The 13796-nt window shown below is 63.1% G+C and carries 10 protein-coding genes; 4 read left to right on the forward strand and 6 right to left on the reverse strand.

Features of this window, described 5'->3' with window-relative positions:
• Nucleotides 1-3: 3 nt before the first annotated feature.
• Entirely contained in the window at nt 4-549 is a 546-nt protein-coding gene (locus tag NP945_RS12065; RefSeq protein WP_256746456.1) for a DUF924 family protein, read from the forward strand.
• Between the two features lie 153 nt (nt 550-702).
• Here NP945_RS12065 and folK read toward each other — a convergent pair whose 3' ends face one another.
• From folK to folP, 3 genes are read right to left on the reverse strand one after another with little or no spacing between them, the layout of a single operon-like run.
• Nucleotides 703-1215 carry a 2-amino-4-hydroxy-6-hydroxymethyldihydropteridine diphosphokinase gene (gene folK, locus NP945_RS12070; RefSeq protein ID WP_256746457.1) on the reverse strand — a complete coding sequence of 171 codons (513 nt, stop codon included), beginning with the start codon at nt 1213-1215 and terminating at the stop codon, nt 703-705.
• Complete coding sequence (gene folB / locus NP945_RS12075) at nt 1199-1558, reverse strand: dihydroneopterin aldolase (protein WP_023813034.1); 360 nt, start codon at nt 1556-1558, stop codon at nt 1199-1201. Before folB ends, folK begins: the two co-directional genes overlap by 17 nt.
• 3 nt (nt 1559-1561) lie before the next feature.
• The gene (gene folP, locus NP945_RS12080; protein WP_256746458.1) at nt 1562-2413 is read right to left on the reverse strand and encodes a dihydropteroate synthase; all 852 of its coding nucleotides are present in this window, start codon (nt 2411-2413) and stop codon (nt 1562-1564) included.
• 103 nt (nt 2414-2516) lie between these two features.
• Between folP and NP945_RS12085 the strand changes: the two genes are divergently transcribed.
• Nucleotides 2517-3176: a DUF922 domain-containing Zn-dependent protease gene (locus NP945_RS12085; RefSeq protein WP_256746474.1), complete on the forward strand. Its 660-nt coding sequence runs from the start codon at nt 2517-2519 to the stop codon at nt 3174-3176.
• Between the two features lie 205 nt (nt 3177-3381).
• On the forward strand, nt 3382-4863 hold the full coding sequence (locus tag NP945_RS12090; RefSeq protein ID WP_256746459.1) for an MDR family MFS transporter: 1482 nt from the start codon (nt 3382-3384) through the stop codon (nt 4861-4863).
• Nucleotides 4864-4866: 3 nt separating this feature from the next.
• Here the strand turns inward: NP945_RS12090 and NP945_RS12095 are convergent, their stop codons facing one another.
• From NP945_RS12095 to NP945_RS12105, 3 genes are all read right to left on the reverse strand, one after another.
• On the reverse strand, nt 4867-5895 hold the full coding sequence (locus tag NP945_RS12095) for an NAD(P)/FAD-dependent oxidoreductase (protein ID WP_013531877.1): 1029 nt from the start codon (nt 5893-5895) through the stop codon (nt 4867-4869).
• Between the two features lie 151 nt (nt 5896-6046).
• Nucleotides 6047-6367, reverse strand: a complete 321-nt coding sequence (locus NP945_RS12100; protein ID WP_013531878.1) for a 2Fe-2S iron-sulfur cluster-binding protein — start codon at nt 6365-6367, stop codon at nt 6047-6049.
• Between the two features lie 111 nt (nt 6368-6478).
• Nucleotides 6479-6847: an Hpt domain-containing protein gene (locus NP945_RS12105; protein WP_027036756.1), complete on the reverse strand. Its 369-nt coding sequence runs from the start codon at nt 6845-6847 to the stop codon at nt 6479-6481.
• Between the two features lie 272 nt (nt 6848-7119).
• Here NP945_RS12105 and NP945_RS12110 point away from each other — a divergent pair, with 272 nt between their 5' ends.
• The gene (locus tag NP945_RS12110; RefSeq protein ID WP_256746460.1) at nt 7120-13518 is read left to right on the forward strand and encodes a kinesin; all 6399 of its coding nucleotides are present in this window, start codon (nt 7120-7122) and stop codon (nt 13516-13518) included.
• Nucleotides 13519-13796: the final 278 nt, after the last annotated feature.

The following is a 13796-nucleotide window of genomic DNA, read 5'->3' on the forward strand; positions in this document are numbered from 1 at the left end:
GGCATGGAATTGGACAGCAGGGCCCTGTCGGTCACCAAATTCTGGCGCGATGCCGGCGAGGATGCCTGGTTCGAGAAGAACGAGGCATTCGATGCCGAGTTCCGCGACCGCTTTCTCGGCCAGCACTACGCCGCCGCGCGGCGTGAATGCGACGACTGGCTGGAACATGCCGAAGGCGCGCTGGCGCTGATGATCCTGCTCGACCAGTTTCCCCGGAACTGTTTTCGCGGCACCGGCCATATGTACGCGACCGATCCGCTCGCCAGATATTTCGCAGAGAGGGCGGTCGCGGCTGGCCATGACCTGGCACTCGAGGAAAGACTCCGTGTTTTCCTTTATCTGCCGTACGAGCATTCGGAACTGCTGGCCGACCAGGACATTTCGGTCGAGCTGACGCAGGCCAGGGCCGAGCCCTACCTGAAATACGCTGTCGAACACCGCGATATCATTCAGAATTTCGGCCGTTTTCCGCACCGAAACAAGATGCTTGGCCGCGAAACCACCCCGCAGGAGCAGACGTTCCTGGATGGCGGCGGTTTCTCCGGTTAAGACCCCGCTCCAAGGTGTGTTGAGATTCAGGTCAGGCCGAGTCGAAAACGGTGGGTTCCGAGAACCGGAGCGGAGCGTACATTTGGGTACGTGAGCACCGGAAGCGCAGGAACTCGCCGTTTGCAGGCCGGCATCACCTGAATATCAACGCACCTAGGCCAACCACCAATCCCGGCCGGAGGACAATCGCTCGATGCCTGAAGTATCGACGGCGACCAGACGGTCGGTGATGCTGCGACCGCTGACAACCAGGCCGGGCGCGATCTCGGCCAGCGGCGCCAGCACGAAGGCGCGCTCCAGCATGCGCGGATGCGGCACCTCCAGCCCGGTCTCGTGGATGACGCGGTCGCCGAACACCAGAATGTCGATGTCGATCAGCCGCGGCCCCCAGCGCTCCTCGCGCACCCGCTTCAGCTTGCGCTCCGCATCGAGGCAGAGGTCGAGCAAGGCACGCGGTGCAAGCACAGTGGAAATTTCGGCGGCCGCATTGAGAAAATCCGGCTGATCGAGCTTGCCCCAGGGCGGCGTGCGATAAAGCGAGGAGACGCCGGTGACACGCGTATCCGTGTCGGCATCCAGCATGCGCAGCGCCGCGCCCATGGATTTCGCCGGATCGCCAAGATTGCCGCCAAGGCTGAGATAAACGGTACTATTCGGGCCAGACAACGGTCACCTCGACATAATCGAGCACGCCGGGCACCGGTGCGTTCGGCTTGCGCACCGTGATCTCGGCTTTCTTTATCTGCGGAAAACGCGCTGTCAGCGCACGGGCCACTTCGAGCGCCAGCGACTCGATCAGAAAACGGCGCTGCCCGGTGATGATCTTTTCAATGACTGTGAATGCAATGCCGTAGTGGACTGTATCCTCGATCGAATCCTCGGCCAGTGCGCGGCCTGGATCGACGGTCAGAACGGCATCGACATAGAAGCGCTGGCCGAGCCTTTCCTCCTCGTCCAGCACGCCGTGCCGGGCAAAGAAAGCGCAGTTCTTCATGCGGATGACATACATCGCTCAGTTTCTCGCTCGGTCCGTCCGACGCGCCAGCATAGCATCCGCGAGCGCCAAAGCGTCCACGTTGAATGCGACATCGTGGACGCGAAACAGATCGGCGCCCTGGAGCCTCAAGATGACGCTGGTCGCCGATGTTCCGACCGCTCTGTCGGCGGCATCACGGCCGGTGACCGTGCCGATGAAGCGCTTTCGCGACGTACCGGCCATCAGCGGCAAGCCAAGTGCATGCAATTCCGAAAAGCGTGCCATCAGGTCGAGATTTTCCTCCGCCGTCTCCTTGGCGAATCCGAAACCGGGATCGAGCACGATATGATCGTCGGTGATGCCGTTCTGGCGGGCGATTTCCAGCGACCTTCGCAGGAATGTCAATTGATCGGCAATCACATCCGGCAGCTTCTGGCGATCCCGCCCCGTATGCATGATGACAAGCCCGGCGCCGGTGTCGGCGGCGACGCGCGCAATATCAGGCTCACGCTGCAAACCCCAGACATCGTTGACGATATGCGCGCCGGCGGCAACCGCCAGCCGCGCCGTGTCGGCGCGATAGGTGTCGATCGAAATCAGCACCTCGCTCACGCCCGCCAGCGCTTCGATCACCGGCAGGATGCGGGCCTGTTCCTGGCTGGCCGATACCGCAGCGGCACCCGGACGGGTCGATTCTCCGCCGACATCGACAACCCGTGCCCCTTCCCCGATCATGCGGCGCGCCTGGGCCAGCGCCTTTTCAGGGGCGTCGAACTGGCCGCCGTCGGAAAAGCTGTCGGGCGTGACATTGAGGATGCCGACGACCACGGCCTTGCCGCCAAGGTCGAGATGGCGTCCATGCGCCAAGTGCCATCGCCTGGCCGTCATTGCTCATCGACCATGGAGTTCATCAATCATGTGTGATCCCTGGCGGATCAATTTCATTGCGCCGGCAACGGCCGTAAAGCAAGGTGGTCGAAGAGGCAACATGATGAAACGATCCATGCTTGGCATGAAAAAACAGTCCTTGGGAGTGAAACAATCTCTGGCTTGCGCGCTGCTGCTCGCCATGACCCCGCACCCGGCGGCGGCGGCCAATCTCGTCAAGACGTACAGCTATTTCGCCATTGGCGGCAGCACGCTCGACGACATCGAGGCACAACTCTCCAAACGTGGGCCGGAGGTGAAAAGCACCGGCACGCGGCACCCCGGCGCCACGCAAATGGCCTTCACCACCCGCATCAGCTATGCGCAGACACCGAGTGCCTGCCGGATCGCCGACGCGGTGGTGACCGTCAAGGTGAAGGTGATCCTTCCCGAGTGGCGCCGCCCGCGCAAGGCCGATGCCGATGTCAGGCTGTTCTGGGATACGCTGTCCGCCGACATCAAGCGCCATGAGGAGCGCCATGTCGAAATCGCCAAGAACCATGGCGGCGAACTCGAAGAAGCCTTGAAGGCCACCTACCCGCAAAAGAACTGCGACGCCGCCAAGGCCAAGGCGGCCGCGATCACCGCGGCTGTTCTGGCCAGGCACGACCGCGCCCAGCTTCAGTTCGACCGCGTCGAAAGCGTCAATTTCGAAAGCCGCATCTTGCGGCTGCTGCGCTACCGCATGGAGCGCATCGGCAACGGCCGACTGCCGCCGGCCTGAACGCACCCGAACTGAAAGCCAAATTCGCCGAAGCGTAGTGCCAGATTCGAAAAACTTTCGAGCCCCTTTCGAAACCGGCCTATATGGGACGACATATATCAGGCTCGCCAGACGCGAGCTTTAAACACCAATGCGATCCAAACGGTCAAGAAACCGGAACGGCTGAACAGCGCCGGTCAAATCGCAAGCTTATGGATGAACGATCATGGACCAGGCTGTCGATAACAAAACGATGGCGGAAACCGGCACGCCGATAACAGAGAGCGAAAAGAACGCCATCATCGGCGGCGTGCTGTTGTCGATGCTGTTGGCGGCACTCGATCAGACCATTGTCGCGCCAGCCATGCCGACCATTGGGCATGCGCTCGGAAACGCACACTATCTGCCATGGATCGTCACCGGTTATCTCCTGACTGCTACCGCCGTGGCCCCGCTCTACGGCAAGATTTCCGACGTCTACGGCCGCCGGCCGACCGTCTATGCCGCGATCCTGATCTTTTTGGCGGGATCGCTGGTCAGTGCGATGGCTCCCAACATGTTTGTGCTGGTTGTCGGGCGGGCGATCCAGGGCGCCGGTGGCGGCGGCTTGTTCGCTTTGACGCAGACCGTCGTCGGCGATCTCGTGCCGCCGCGCGAGCGGGCACGCTATGCCGCCTGGTTCTCCGGCACATGGGCGGTCGCCAGCGTTGCCGGTCCGTTGCTCGGCGGCACGTTCGCCGAGCACCTGCACTGGTCGCTGATCTTCTGGATCAACATTCCGCTTGGTGTTCTTGCGATGGCGATCATCAACAAGCCGCTCAAGAAACTGCCCGTTGCCGCAAAGCGCCATCGCATCGACGGCCTGGGCGCGTTGCTTCTGATCGTTGCCACGGCCCTGCTGCTGCTCGCATTGAATTGGGGCGGCAGTGCCTATCCCTGGATTTCGCTTGAAGTCATCGGCGTTCTCTGCGGTTCGGCGATTTTCTGGGGCGCTTTTGCCTTGCGGCTTACGCGAGCCGCCGAGCCGCTCATCTCACTCGAAGTGCTTGGCAATCCAATCGTTCTGGCGGGTACGCTTTCGATGTTCCTGCTTCAGGCCGCAAGCGTCGGCATGGCTGTGTACCTGCCCGTCTATCTTCAGGCGGTGCTCGGCCTGTCGGCAGCAGAGTCGGGCATCGCGATGCTTGGGCTTCTGCTGGGGACCGTCGGCGGCGCGGCATTCAGCGGGCGCATGATACCGCATTTCACCCACTACAAGCGCATTGCAATGGTGGGCGTCGTCTTCAGTATGCTGTGCCTCTGCGTGCTGGCCGTCGTCGCAGGATATGCAACGCTGCTGGAGGTGGAGGTCTTGACGATCTGCATCGGGTTTGGAACCGGAACGACGTTTCCGGTCACCACCGTGTCGGTCCAGAACGCCGTCGATCGCGTGCATCTGGGCGTCGCGACGGGCGTGCTGACATTCCTGCGTTCGCTTGGCAGTGCGCTTGGGGTCGCGATGCTCGGCGCGGTCGCTCTGGGCTACGGCTTGCCGCTTGCCGGTGAAGGCGTGCGGATCGCTGGCCATAGCGCGACGGTCGAGCCGTTCGTGATGATCTTTGCCGTCGCCGCCGCTACATTGCTGCTGGGGCTGATCACGCTGACGCTGATGCCCGAAAAGGAGCTTCGCGGTTACGCCGACAATGCGGCGCCGATACTGGCCGAGTAAAGTTCAGCCGGAGACGCCAAGCTTCTTCTGCAGGCTGGTCGATGAGGTCGTGTACTGGAAAACGATGCGCTCGCCGGGGCTGATGATGCGCTTGGCTGCCTGCGCCATCAGGGCCACTTCGTGGAAGCCCGACAGGATCAGCTTCAGCTTGCCCGGATACCAGTTGATGTCGCCGACCGCGAAGATGCCGGGCACCGATGTCTGGAACTTCTCGGTATCGACCGGAATAAGGTTCTCGTGAAGGTTGAGACCCCACTCCGCGATCGGTCCGAGCTTCATGGTCAGGCCGAAGAACGGCAGCATGCGCGTGCAAGGCACCTCGACGTCGCCATCCGGTCCCTTGATGGTGGCCGATGACAGTTGGCCGTCGGCACCGGTCAATCCGGTCACCTGCCCGACCTGGAATTCAAGCTGCTTCATCTCCTGCATGGCATACATCTTGTTGACGCTGTCGGGGGCGGCACGGAACTCGGGCCGCCGGTGCACCAGCGTCACGCTCTTTGCCACCGGCTGCAGGTTCAGCGTCCAGTCGAGTGCCGAGTCGCCGCCGCCGACAATGACGAGGTCGTGGCCGCGAAAATCCTCCATCCGGCGCACCGAATAGAAGACACTCTTGCCTTCATAGGGCTCTATGCCGGGGATCGGCGGACGCTTGGGCTGGAAAGAGCCGCCGCCGGCGGCAATCACCACCACCTTGGCCTCGAACACCTCGTTTTCGTCGGTGGTGACGCGAAAACTGCCGTCCTCCAGTTTTTCCAGGCTGGAGACCATTCGGTTGTAGCTGAAATCAGGCTTGAACGGCGCGATCTGCTCGAGCAATTTGTCGACCAGCCCCTGCGCCGAGATCGAAGGCCAGCCTGGAATGTCGTAAATCGGCTTTTCCGGATAGAGTTCCGCGCATTGGCCGCCCGGCCGATCGAGAATGTCGATCAGGTGGCACTTCATGTCGAACAGGCCGAGCTCGAACACGGCAAACAGGCCGACCGGCCCTGCCCCGACAATAAGCACGTCTGTCCTGGTGATGTCGGTCATGCCTGTGCCTCGCCGCGCATGACCCCGAAAATCGGATCGATTTTCGGAAAGGATCATGCGCAAATAAAAGTGCTACACAGCAGGACACTGCATGACCATCGCTCCGCTGCCAAGCCACAGCGGGAAAAATCAGTTGGCAAAGATACCGCGTCTATCCCTGGCGGGCGGGCACTCGCACGACCAGGCCGTCAAGCGCATCGCGGACCTTGATCTGGCATGACAGGCGCGAGTTGGGCTGGACGTCGTAGGCGAAGTCCAGCATGTCCTCTTCCATCGCTTCCGGCTCGCCGACTTCGGCCGTCCAGGCTTCGTCGACATAGACGTGACAGGTGGCACAGGCGCAGGCACCGCCGCATTCGGCCTCGATCCCGGGCACGGCATTGCGGATCGCGTTCTCCATGACCGTAGAGCCGTTCTCGGCGTCCATGTCGAAATGCGTGCCGTCATGGGCAATGAAAGTCAGCTTGGTCATTTGTCACCTGAAGGGAGTTCCAGCCGAGATAATCACTCCGGCTGACAAGTCAACTGCCGCATGAAAGCGCCACCCGATGACGTTTTTCCGCAAATCGGGTTCGGCGCGGATTCAGCGGTTGATGGCGGCGATGAAATCGCGCACTTCGTCGATCAGCGTGCCAAGCCGCTTGAGCGTCTGGCCGTCTTCCGGCCGGTGCTCGATCTCGGTGGCGCAGTCGGCGATGGCAAAGGCGCCGACGCCCCGCGCCGAACCCTTCAATCCATGGGCGAGCAGAAGCCGGTCCTTGATGTCGGCGTCGACTATTCTGTCGCGCACCGACAGCGCCTGCTGTACAAACAGCGCCAGCACCTCCTGCTCGAGGCCGCGGTCACCCATCGTCTGGCGGGCAAGGTGTGCCAAATCGACCGGGCGTGACCGTCTTGGTCCGGATACGTCGCCCCCGGGCATTGAGAAGGCAATGCCGCTTTCGCCACGCATGAACTCGAACTCCGTTTCTTCGATTCGCCCAAAAACCTAGGCGAATCCAATGGACAACGGGTTAATGAATGGCCGGAAAAAATGTTGCCAAAGCGGCGCTCAAATCACAGTTCCGTTAACCTTATATTTAAAGTTTTACGTATCCCGCGGAATGCATGTTTTCTTTACCCCCCTGTGTCATTACGATACGAGGGGTCCATTTTCAGCCTCCTGCGCGTGGTACGACAAACAGAATTATAAGCCCGCGGCAGCTAGTACAGGGTAGCGAAGGCATGGCAAAGAAACCAACGACGACGAGAACTCTCGACAGCGAAGTGGCCAGGGAACTGGAAAAGGCGCTCGATCTCGACCTCAGCAATGAGATCGGCAGCGGCGACCTCGACATCGCGGCTTCGATGGAGGATCTGGAAGCGCAGATATCCCAGGCGGCTGACGAGTTGGCGCGCGAGGGACGCGATCATAGGCCGGAACAGAACCCGGAGCCCGTGGTGAATCAGAACCACGCCGCGAAACCCGCGCCCAAGGCCAAGCCTGCCGAATTGCGCCCCGTGGAATCGCGCAATGGCGCCCAGCCCGCAGGTTTCGCGCCGGCCAATGACGATCGCCAGAAGGACTACAAGACGCTCCTGCACAGCCTCAACAGGCGTGCCTCGAACACCATTTACTGGGTCGTCGCCTTCGTTTCGCTCGCCTGGTTCGCCGGCGCCGGTGGTTTGGCCAATCTGCTTTTCGGACCGAGCATCTGGAGAATCCGTACGCTCGACCAGTTCCTTGCCCGTCCGGAACTGATCGGCCTTGCGGTCGCGGCCATCGTGCCCGTCATCCTGTTCTGGGCCTTCGCCGCCATGATTCGCCGCGCCCAGGAAATGCGCATCGCCGCACAGTCGATGACCGAAGTGGCCTTCCGCCTGACCGAGCCGGAAAACCTTGCCCAGGATCGCGTCATGATGATCGGCCAGGCCGTTCGTCGCGAGGTCGCGGCCATGGGCGAAGGCATCGAACGCACGCTTGCCCGCGCCGTCGAACTGGAAACGCTGGTCCACAGCGAAGTCAACCAGATCGAACGCTCCTATTCCGAGAATGAATCCCGCATCCGTTCACTGGTCGACGGGCTCGGCAGCGAGCGCGAAGCCGTCGTCACCCATGCCGAGCGCGTTCGCGCCTCGATCACCGGCGCGCATGAGACGCTGAAGGACGAGATCGGCGCCGCCTCCGACATCATCCGCGACTCGATCCTGAATGCATCGACCAAATTGTCGATGACGATCACCAATTCCGGCGACACGCTCATCGACCGCATCAACGAAAGCTCGATGTCGATCTTCGATTCGGTGGAAGGCCGGCTCGATTCGATCACCGACCGGCTGTCGACCTCGGGCGAGGCCTTCGCCAGCCTTCTCGACACCCGCATTGCCAAGCTGACGGACACCACGGACGGCCTGACGCGGTCGTTGACCGATCTGCTCGACGATCGCACCACCGGTATGGTGTCGCTGCTTGGCGGCGCCGCACGCACCCTCAATTCCGAATTCGAGGCCAGCCTCAACGGCATCGAGCGCACGCTCGCCGAACGCGGCCAGGCACTGATCAGCGAGTTCCAGACCCGCGCCGAGGCGCTTGACACAGGAACGCAGAAGCTCAATGCGGCACTCGAGGCCCGCGCCCGCCAGATCAACGAAACGCTGGTCGAGCGCGCCCGTGAAATCGCGCACGCCTTCGCCGAGAGCAAGGACACGCTGTCGGCGATGATCGATCAGGGCAAGACCCAGATCGGCGCCGACATGGCCGACATCGTCACCTCGACCTCCTCCATGCTCGAAGCCCGCGCCAGCGACTTCGCCGGGCGCATGGAAGCCGCCCGTCACGTCGTGTCGCGTTCGTTCGACAGTGACATCCAGCGGCTCGCCGACGCCCGCGTCGGCATCGAGGAAGCTGTCGAGAACCACAGCAGGAAACTGTCCGAAAGCCGCGAGCGCATGGCCGCGGCCATGGAGACCGACCTGGCGAAGTTCGCCGAGGGCCGCGCCGGCATCGATGCGGCGGTGACCAACCAGGTGCAGAAGCTGGCCGAAGGCCGCAGCCTGATCTCGCGCGCTCTCGAAGAGGATCTGCGCAAGGTCAATGAATCGCGGGCGGCCATCGATGCATCGCTCGGCAGTCATCTCGAAAGGCTAGAAGAAGGCCGCAACAGGCTCTCCACTGCCCTAAACGAAGACTCCGGGAAATTGGTGCAAGCCCGTACGATCATTGATGAAATGGTCGCAGGGCATGTCGGCAAGCTCGCCGAGGGCCGCAACATTCTGTCGCGCGCCTTGGAAGCCGACCTCGGCAAACTGTCCGACAGCCGCGCCGACATTGACGGTCTGGTCGCCGGTCAGGTGGAAAAGATCGCCGAGGGCCGCGCCGTGCTCGCCAAGGCGTTGGAAAACGACATCGTCGGCATCAAGAGCCTCATCGAAACCCATTCCGCCAAACTGGCGGAGGACCGCACGCAGCTTTCCCATTCGCTCGACAGCGATCTGTCCGGAATACGCGGCCTGATCGAAAGCCACTCGGGACGGCTGGCCGAGGACCGCAGCCTGCTGTCGCAGACGCTCGAAGCCGACCTTGCCAAGCTGGCCGAGAGCCGCTCGAGCATCGACGGTCTGGTCGCCGGTCAGGTCGAGAAGCTGGCGGAAGGCCGCGACATTCTCAAGCGCGCGCTGGAATCCGACCTGAACACGATCAAGGGCGTTATCTCAAGCCAGTCGGAAAAGCTGGCCGAGGATCGCGGGCAGCTTTCGCGGGTCCTGGAAACCGACCTGCAGAATGTGAACAGCGTCATCGCCGATCACATGAACAAGCTTGTCCAAGACCGCTCCGCCCTGTCCAGGGCCCTTGAGGACGACCTCGCCAAGCTGGCCGACAGCCGCTCCAGCATTGACGGGCTGGTTGCCGGTCAGGTCGAGAAGCTTTCCGAGGGTCGCGACATCCTGCGGCGCGCGCTGGAATCCGACCTCAATGCGATCAAGGGCACCATTGCCGACCAGTCGCAGAAGCTGGTCGATGACCGGGCACAGTTCGCCCGGGCACTCGAGGCCGATCTCGAAAGCGTCAACGGCCTGGTCAACAGCCATTCCGAAAGGCTTGTCCAGGATCGTTCAACGCTGTCGAAAGCGCTTGAGGCCGACCTCGAAAACGTCAGCGGTCTGATTAACAGCCATTCCGAACGGCTCGCCCAGGATCGTTCGACCCTGTCGCGCTCACTTGAAGCCGACCTCGAAAATGTCGGCGGCCTCGTCAGTAGCCACGCGGAAAGGCTTGTCCAGGAGCGCTCGACCCTGTCGAAGGCGCTCGAGGACGATCTCGCCAAGCTGGCCGAGAGCCGCTCCAGCATCGATGGCCTGGTCGCCGGCCAGGTCGAGAAGCTCGCCGAAGGCCGCGATGTTCTCAGGCGCGCGCTGGAAGCCGACCTTGCCAAGCTGGCCGAAAGCCGCTCCAGCATCGACGGTCTGGTCGCCGGCCAGGTCGAGAAACTTGCCGAGGGCCGCGACATTCTCAAACGCGCCCTCGAAGCGGACCTGCAGAAGCTGACCGAAAGCCGCAGCGGTATCGACGACGTCATCGCCGGACATGTCGGCAAGCTGTCCGAAGGCCGCAATATGCTGACCCGCGCGCTGGAAGACGATCTCGGCAAGCTCGCCGAGACCCGCAAGGACGTCGACCGCTCGCTGTCGGGCCATATCGACCAGATCGCCGCCAGAAGCTCGGACATCTCTGCCGCGATTGCAGGAGATGTCGAAAAAATCGAGCAGGCGTTCAGCCGCCAGACGGGCATCATCGAGGAGCGCGCCGGCACCATGGAGCGCGCGCTCTCGACAGGCGTCGACAACGTCCGCGCCGTGCTCGAGAAGAGCGCCGTGTTTGTCGCCGGCGCACTGCGCGAAAAGGTGCTGGAAGTCACCAGCACCCTGCACGAGCAGGCCGGTGCCGCTTTCAGCGACGCCGACCGCAAGATCGCCGAGCGCGCCGAGCAGACGTCCGCCGCCCTGCTGACGCGGGCCGAAGACATCGCCCGCACCTTCGAGGAGGCCGACCGTCGCCTGCACGCCCGTGCTGAAGATACGTCGAACGCCTTGCTTGCCCGTGCGGACGACACGTCCAGCTCGCTGCTGGCCCGTGTCCATGAAACCGCCGATCAGCTCGCAGCTCGCGCAAATCAGATCGCCGGTACCTTCGAAGCGGCAGACCAGAAGCTCGCCGCCCGCGCCCAGGAAACCGCCGATCAGCTGACCGCGCGGGCTCAGGACACCGCCGACCATCTGGCAGCTCGTGCAAGCGAGATTGCCGGCACGTTCGATGCCGCCGACCAGAAGCTGGTCGCCCGCGCCATCGAAACGGCCCAGTCGCTGGCCGCGCGCGCCGGCGACATCCTGCGCAACTTCGAAGGCGCCGACCAGCGGCTCGGCATGCGCATCGGCGAATCGGCCGAAGCGCTTGCCGCACGCGCGTCGGACCTTGGCCGCATCTTCGATGCCGCCGACCAGCAGCTCGTCTCGCGCATCGCCGAAGGTTCGGAAGCGCTGTCCAGCCGTGCCTCGGAAATCGGCCGCATCTTCGATGATGCGGATCAGCGTCTGGTGTCACGCATCGCCAACAGCACCACCACGATCGGCGAGCATGCCGAGACAATCGTCGGTGCCTTTGCCGATACCGAGCAACGGGTTGCCGAACGCGCAAGGCGGACCGGCCAGGAAATGGCCGTGCATGCCCGCGAAATCGAGCAGGCGCTTGCCGGTGCGGACGAGCGTTTCGCGTCGAGTGCCGCGGCCGCGGCAGCCCGTGTCGAAGAGCAGGTCTCAGGCGTCGAGAACCGCCTCGCCTTCACAGCCGAGACGATGGGCCAGAAGCTCAACGAGCAGGTGTCGAATGCCGAGGCGCAACTCGTCTCGCGCGCCAACGTGATCGCCGAGACCTTCACCGCGGTTGGCCAGCATATCGGCCAAAGCACCAACGATGCCGCCAAGACGATCGGCGCCAACACCCGCGAACTCAACACCATGCTTGCCGCACGTTCGGCCGAAATGTCGAAGATCCTCGACGAAACCGCACGGCCCTTGGTCGAGCGTTTCGCCCAGGGCGGCTCGGAACTGCAAAAGAGCATGGAAGAGGTCACCGAACGCGCCACCGAGAAGCTGCGCAGCGAGAATGCCGCGCTTGTCGACGCGCTCGCCAGCCGCACCGCCGAAACCTTGTCGGCGGTCGAAGGCGCCCGCTCGTCGCTGTCCGACAGCGTCGCTGATCTCATCGGCCGCATGACCAAGTCCAGCTCGCAGCTCGGTCAGTTGATCGACCAGGCCGCGGTCAATCTCGGCCAGGTCGATGAACGGCTGAGCGGCAGCACGCAAAGCTTCGCCGCCACCACGGAAAAAGCCGCGCAGACCTTCGCCAGCTCGGCACGTCTGGTCGATTCGAACACGACGAGGCTGACGGAACTGTCGTCGTCCACCTTGCGCGAGGTGGCGTCGATCGCCACCAAGTTCGACGAACACAGCCGTCTGCTGTCCAGCGCTTCGGACCTGCTGAGCTCGGCCCAGAGCAATCTCGAACACACGCTCGAACGGCAATCGTCGCTCGAAGACCTCGCTGTCGGCCTGGTCAAGAAGTCGGAAGATCTCGAAAGGGTCATGCGCTCGTTCGAAAATCTCGTCGGCCAGACGCTGCAGAACGCTGAAGGCAAGACGATGGAGTCGGCCGACAAGATCCGCAACGCCATCACCGACGTCGTCGATTCGGCAACCAAGCGCTTTGCCGATGCCACCGAGGAGATGCGGCGCACCGCCGGCTCGATCAAGAGCGAACTCGACCTGACCCGGGCCGAGCTCAAGAAGGGCGTCATCGAAATGCCCGAAGAGGCAAAGGAATCGACCTCGGCCATCCGCCGCGCCGTTTCCGAGCAGATCAACGCCCTAAAGGAGCTTTCGGACATCGTGGCCAAATCCGGCCGCGGCGGCGGTGAGGGATCAGAACCACGCAACCTGCGCCCGGCGCCGCAAGCGCCGGCCGCACGCGCTGCCGAGCCGCCGCGCCGCGCACCGGCACCGCAGCCGGATCTGCGCACGCCTCAGGCGCCCTTGGGCGGCCCTGCATTGCGCGGCACGCTCGACCTTGAGCGTCCTGCCGAGGCTGCACCGCGTCCGCGCGGCGATGCCAGCGCCCGCACGCCCCAGGGCGGCTGGGTGCGGGATCTGCTGACCGCGGCATCGAACGATGAGGACCTCAGGTCGGCAGCCCCTACGGCCCCCGTGGAAGCGCAGCGCGCTACCCCCGCCCAGCGCTCGCCCCTGCATGTCGTGGAATCGCTGAACTCGCTCTCCGTCGATATCGCGCGTGCCATCGACCACGAGGCTTCGATCGAGCTGTGGAACCGCTACCGGCGTGGCGAGCGTGACGTGTTCACGCGGCGGCTCTACACGCTGAAGGGACAGCAGACGTTCGACGAGATTCGTCGCAAGTATCAGGCCGAGGCCGAGTTCCGCGCCGCCGTCGACCGCTACTGCGACGATTTCGAGAAGCTGCTCAAGGATGTCTCGCGCAACGACCGCGACAACATCATGGCGCAGACCTACCTGACGTCGGACACCGGCAAGGTCTACACCATGCTGGCCCATGCGAGCGGCCGCCTGCACTGAGCGGGCGACGAGGATCACAATCGGTCGGCGCCGCCCCTCATCCGCCTGCCGGCACCTTCTCCCCATATAGTGACGGGGAGAAGGAGATGGCCGCACTCCCGGCGCCCATTCGGCAACGTTGGCGATTGGCGAAATCTTCGGCGACAACGTCTTTCTCCCCGTCACTATACGGGGAGAAATGCCCGGCAGGGCAATGAGCGACTATCTGTGGTGTCAAGTTGCATTGGCGAACTCCATGCGCGCATCGCGTGCTTTTGCATTGAGAATGACGAGGAGTT

Origin of the sequence: Mesorhizobium sp. LMG17149 (genome assembly GCF_024518695.1) — a bacterium.
Lineage (GTDB): Bacteria > Pseudomonadota > Alphaproteobacteria > Rhizobiales > Rhizobiaceae > Mesorhizobium.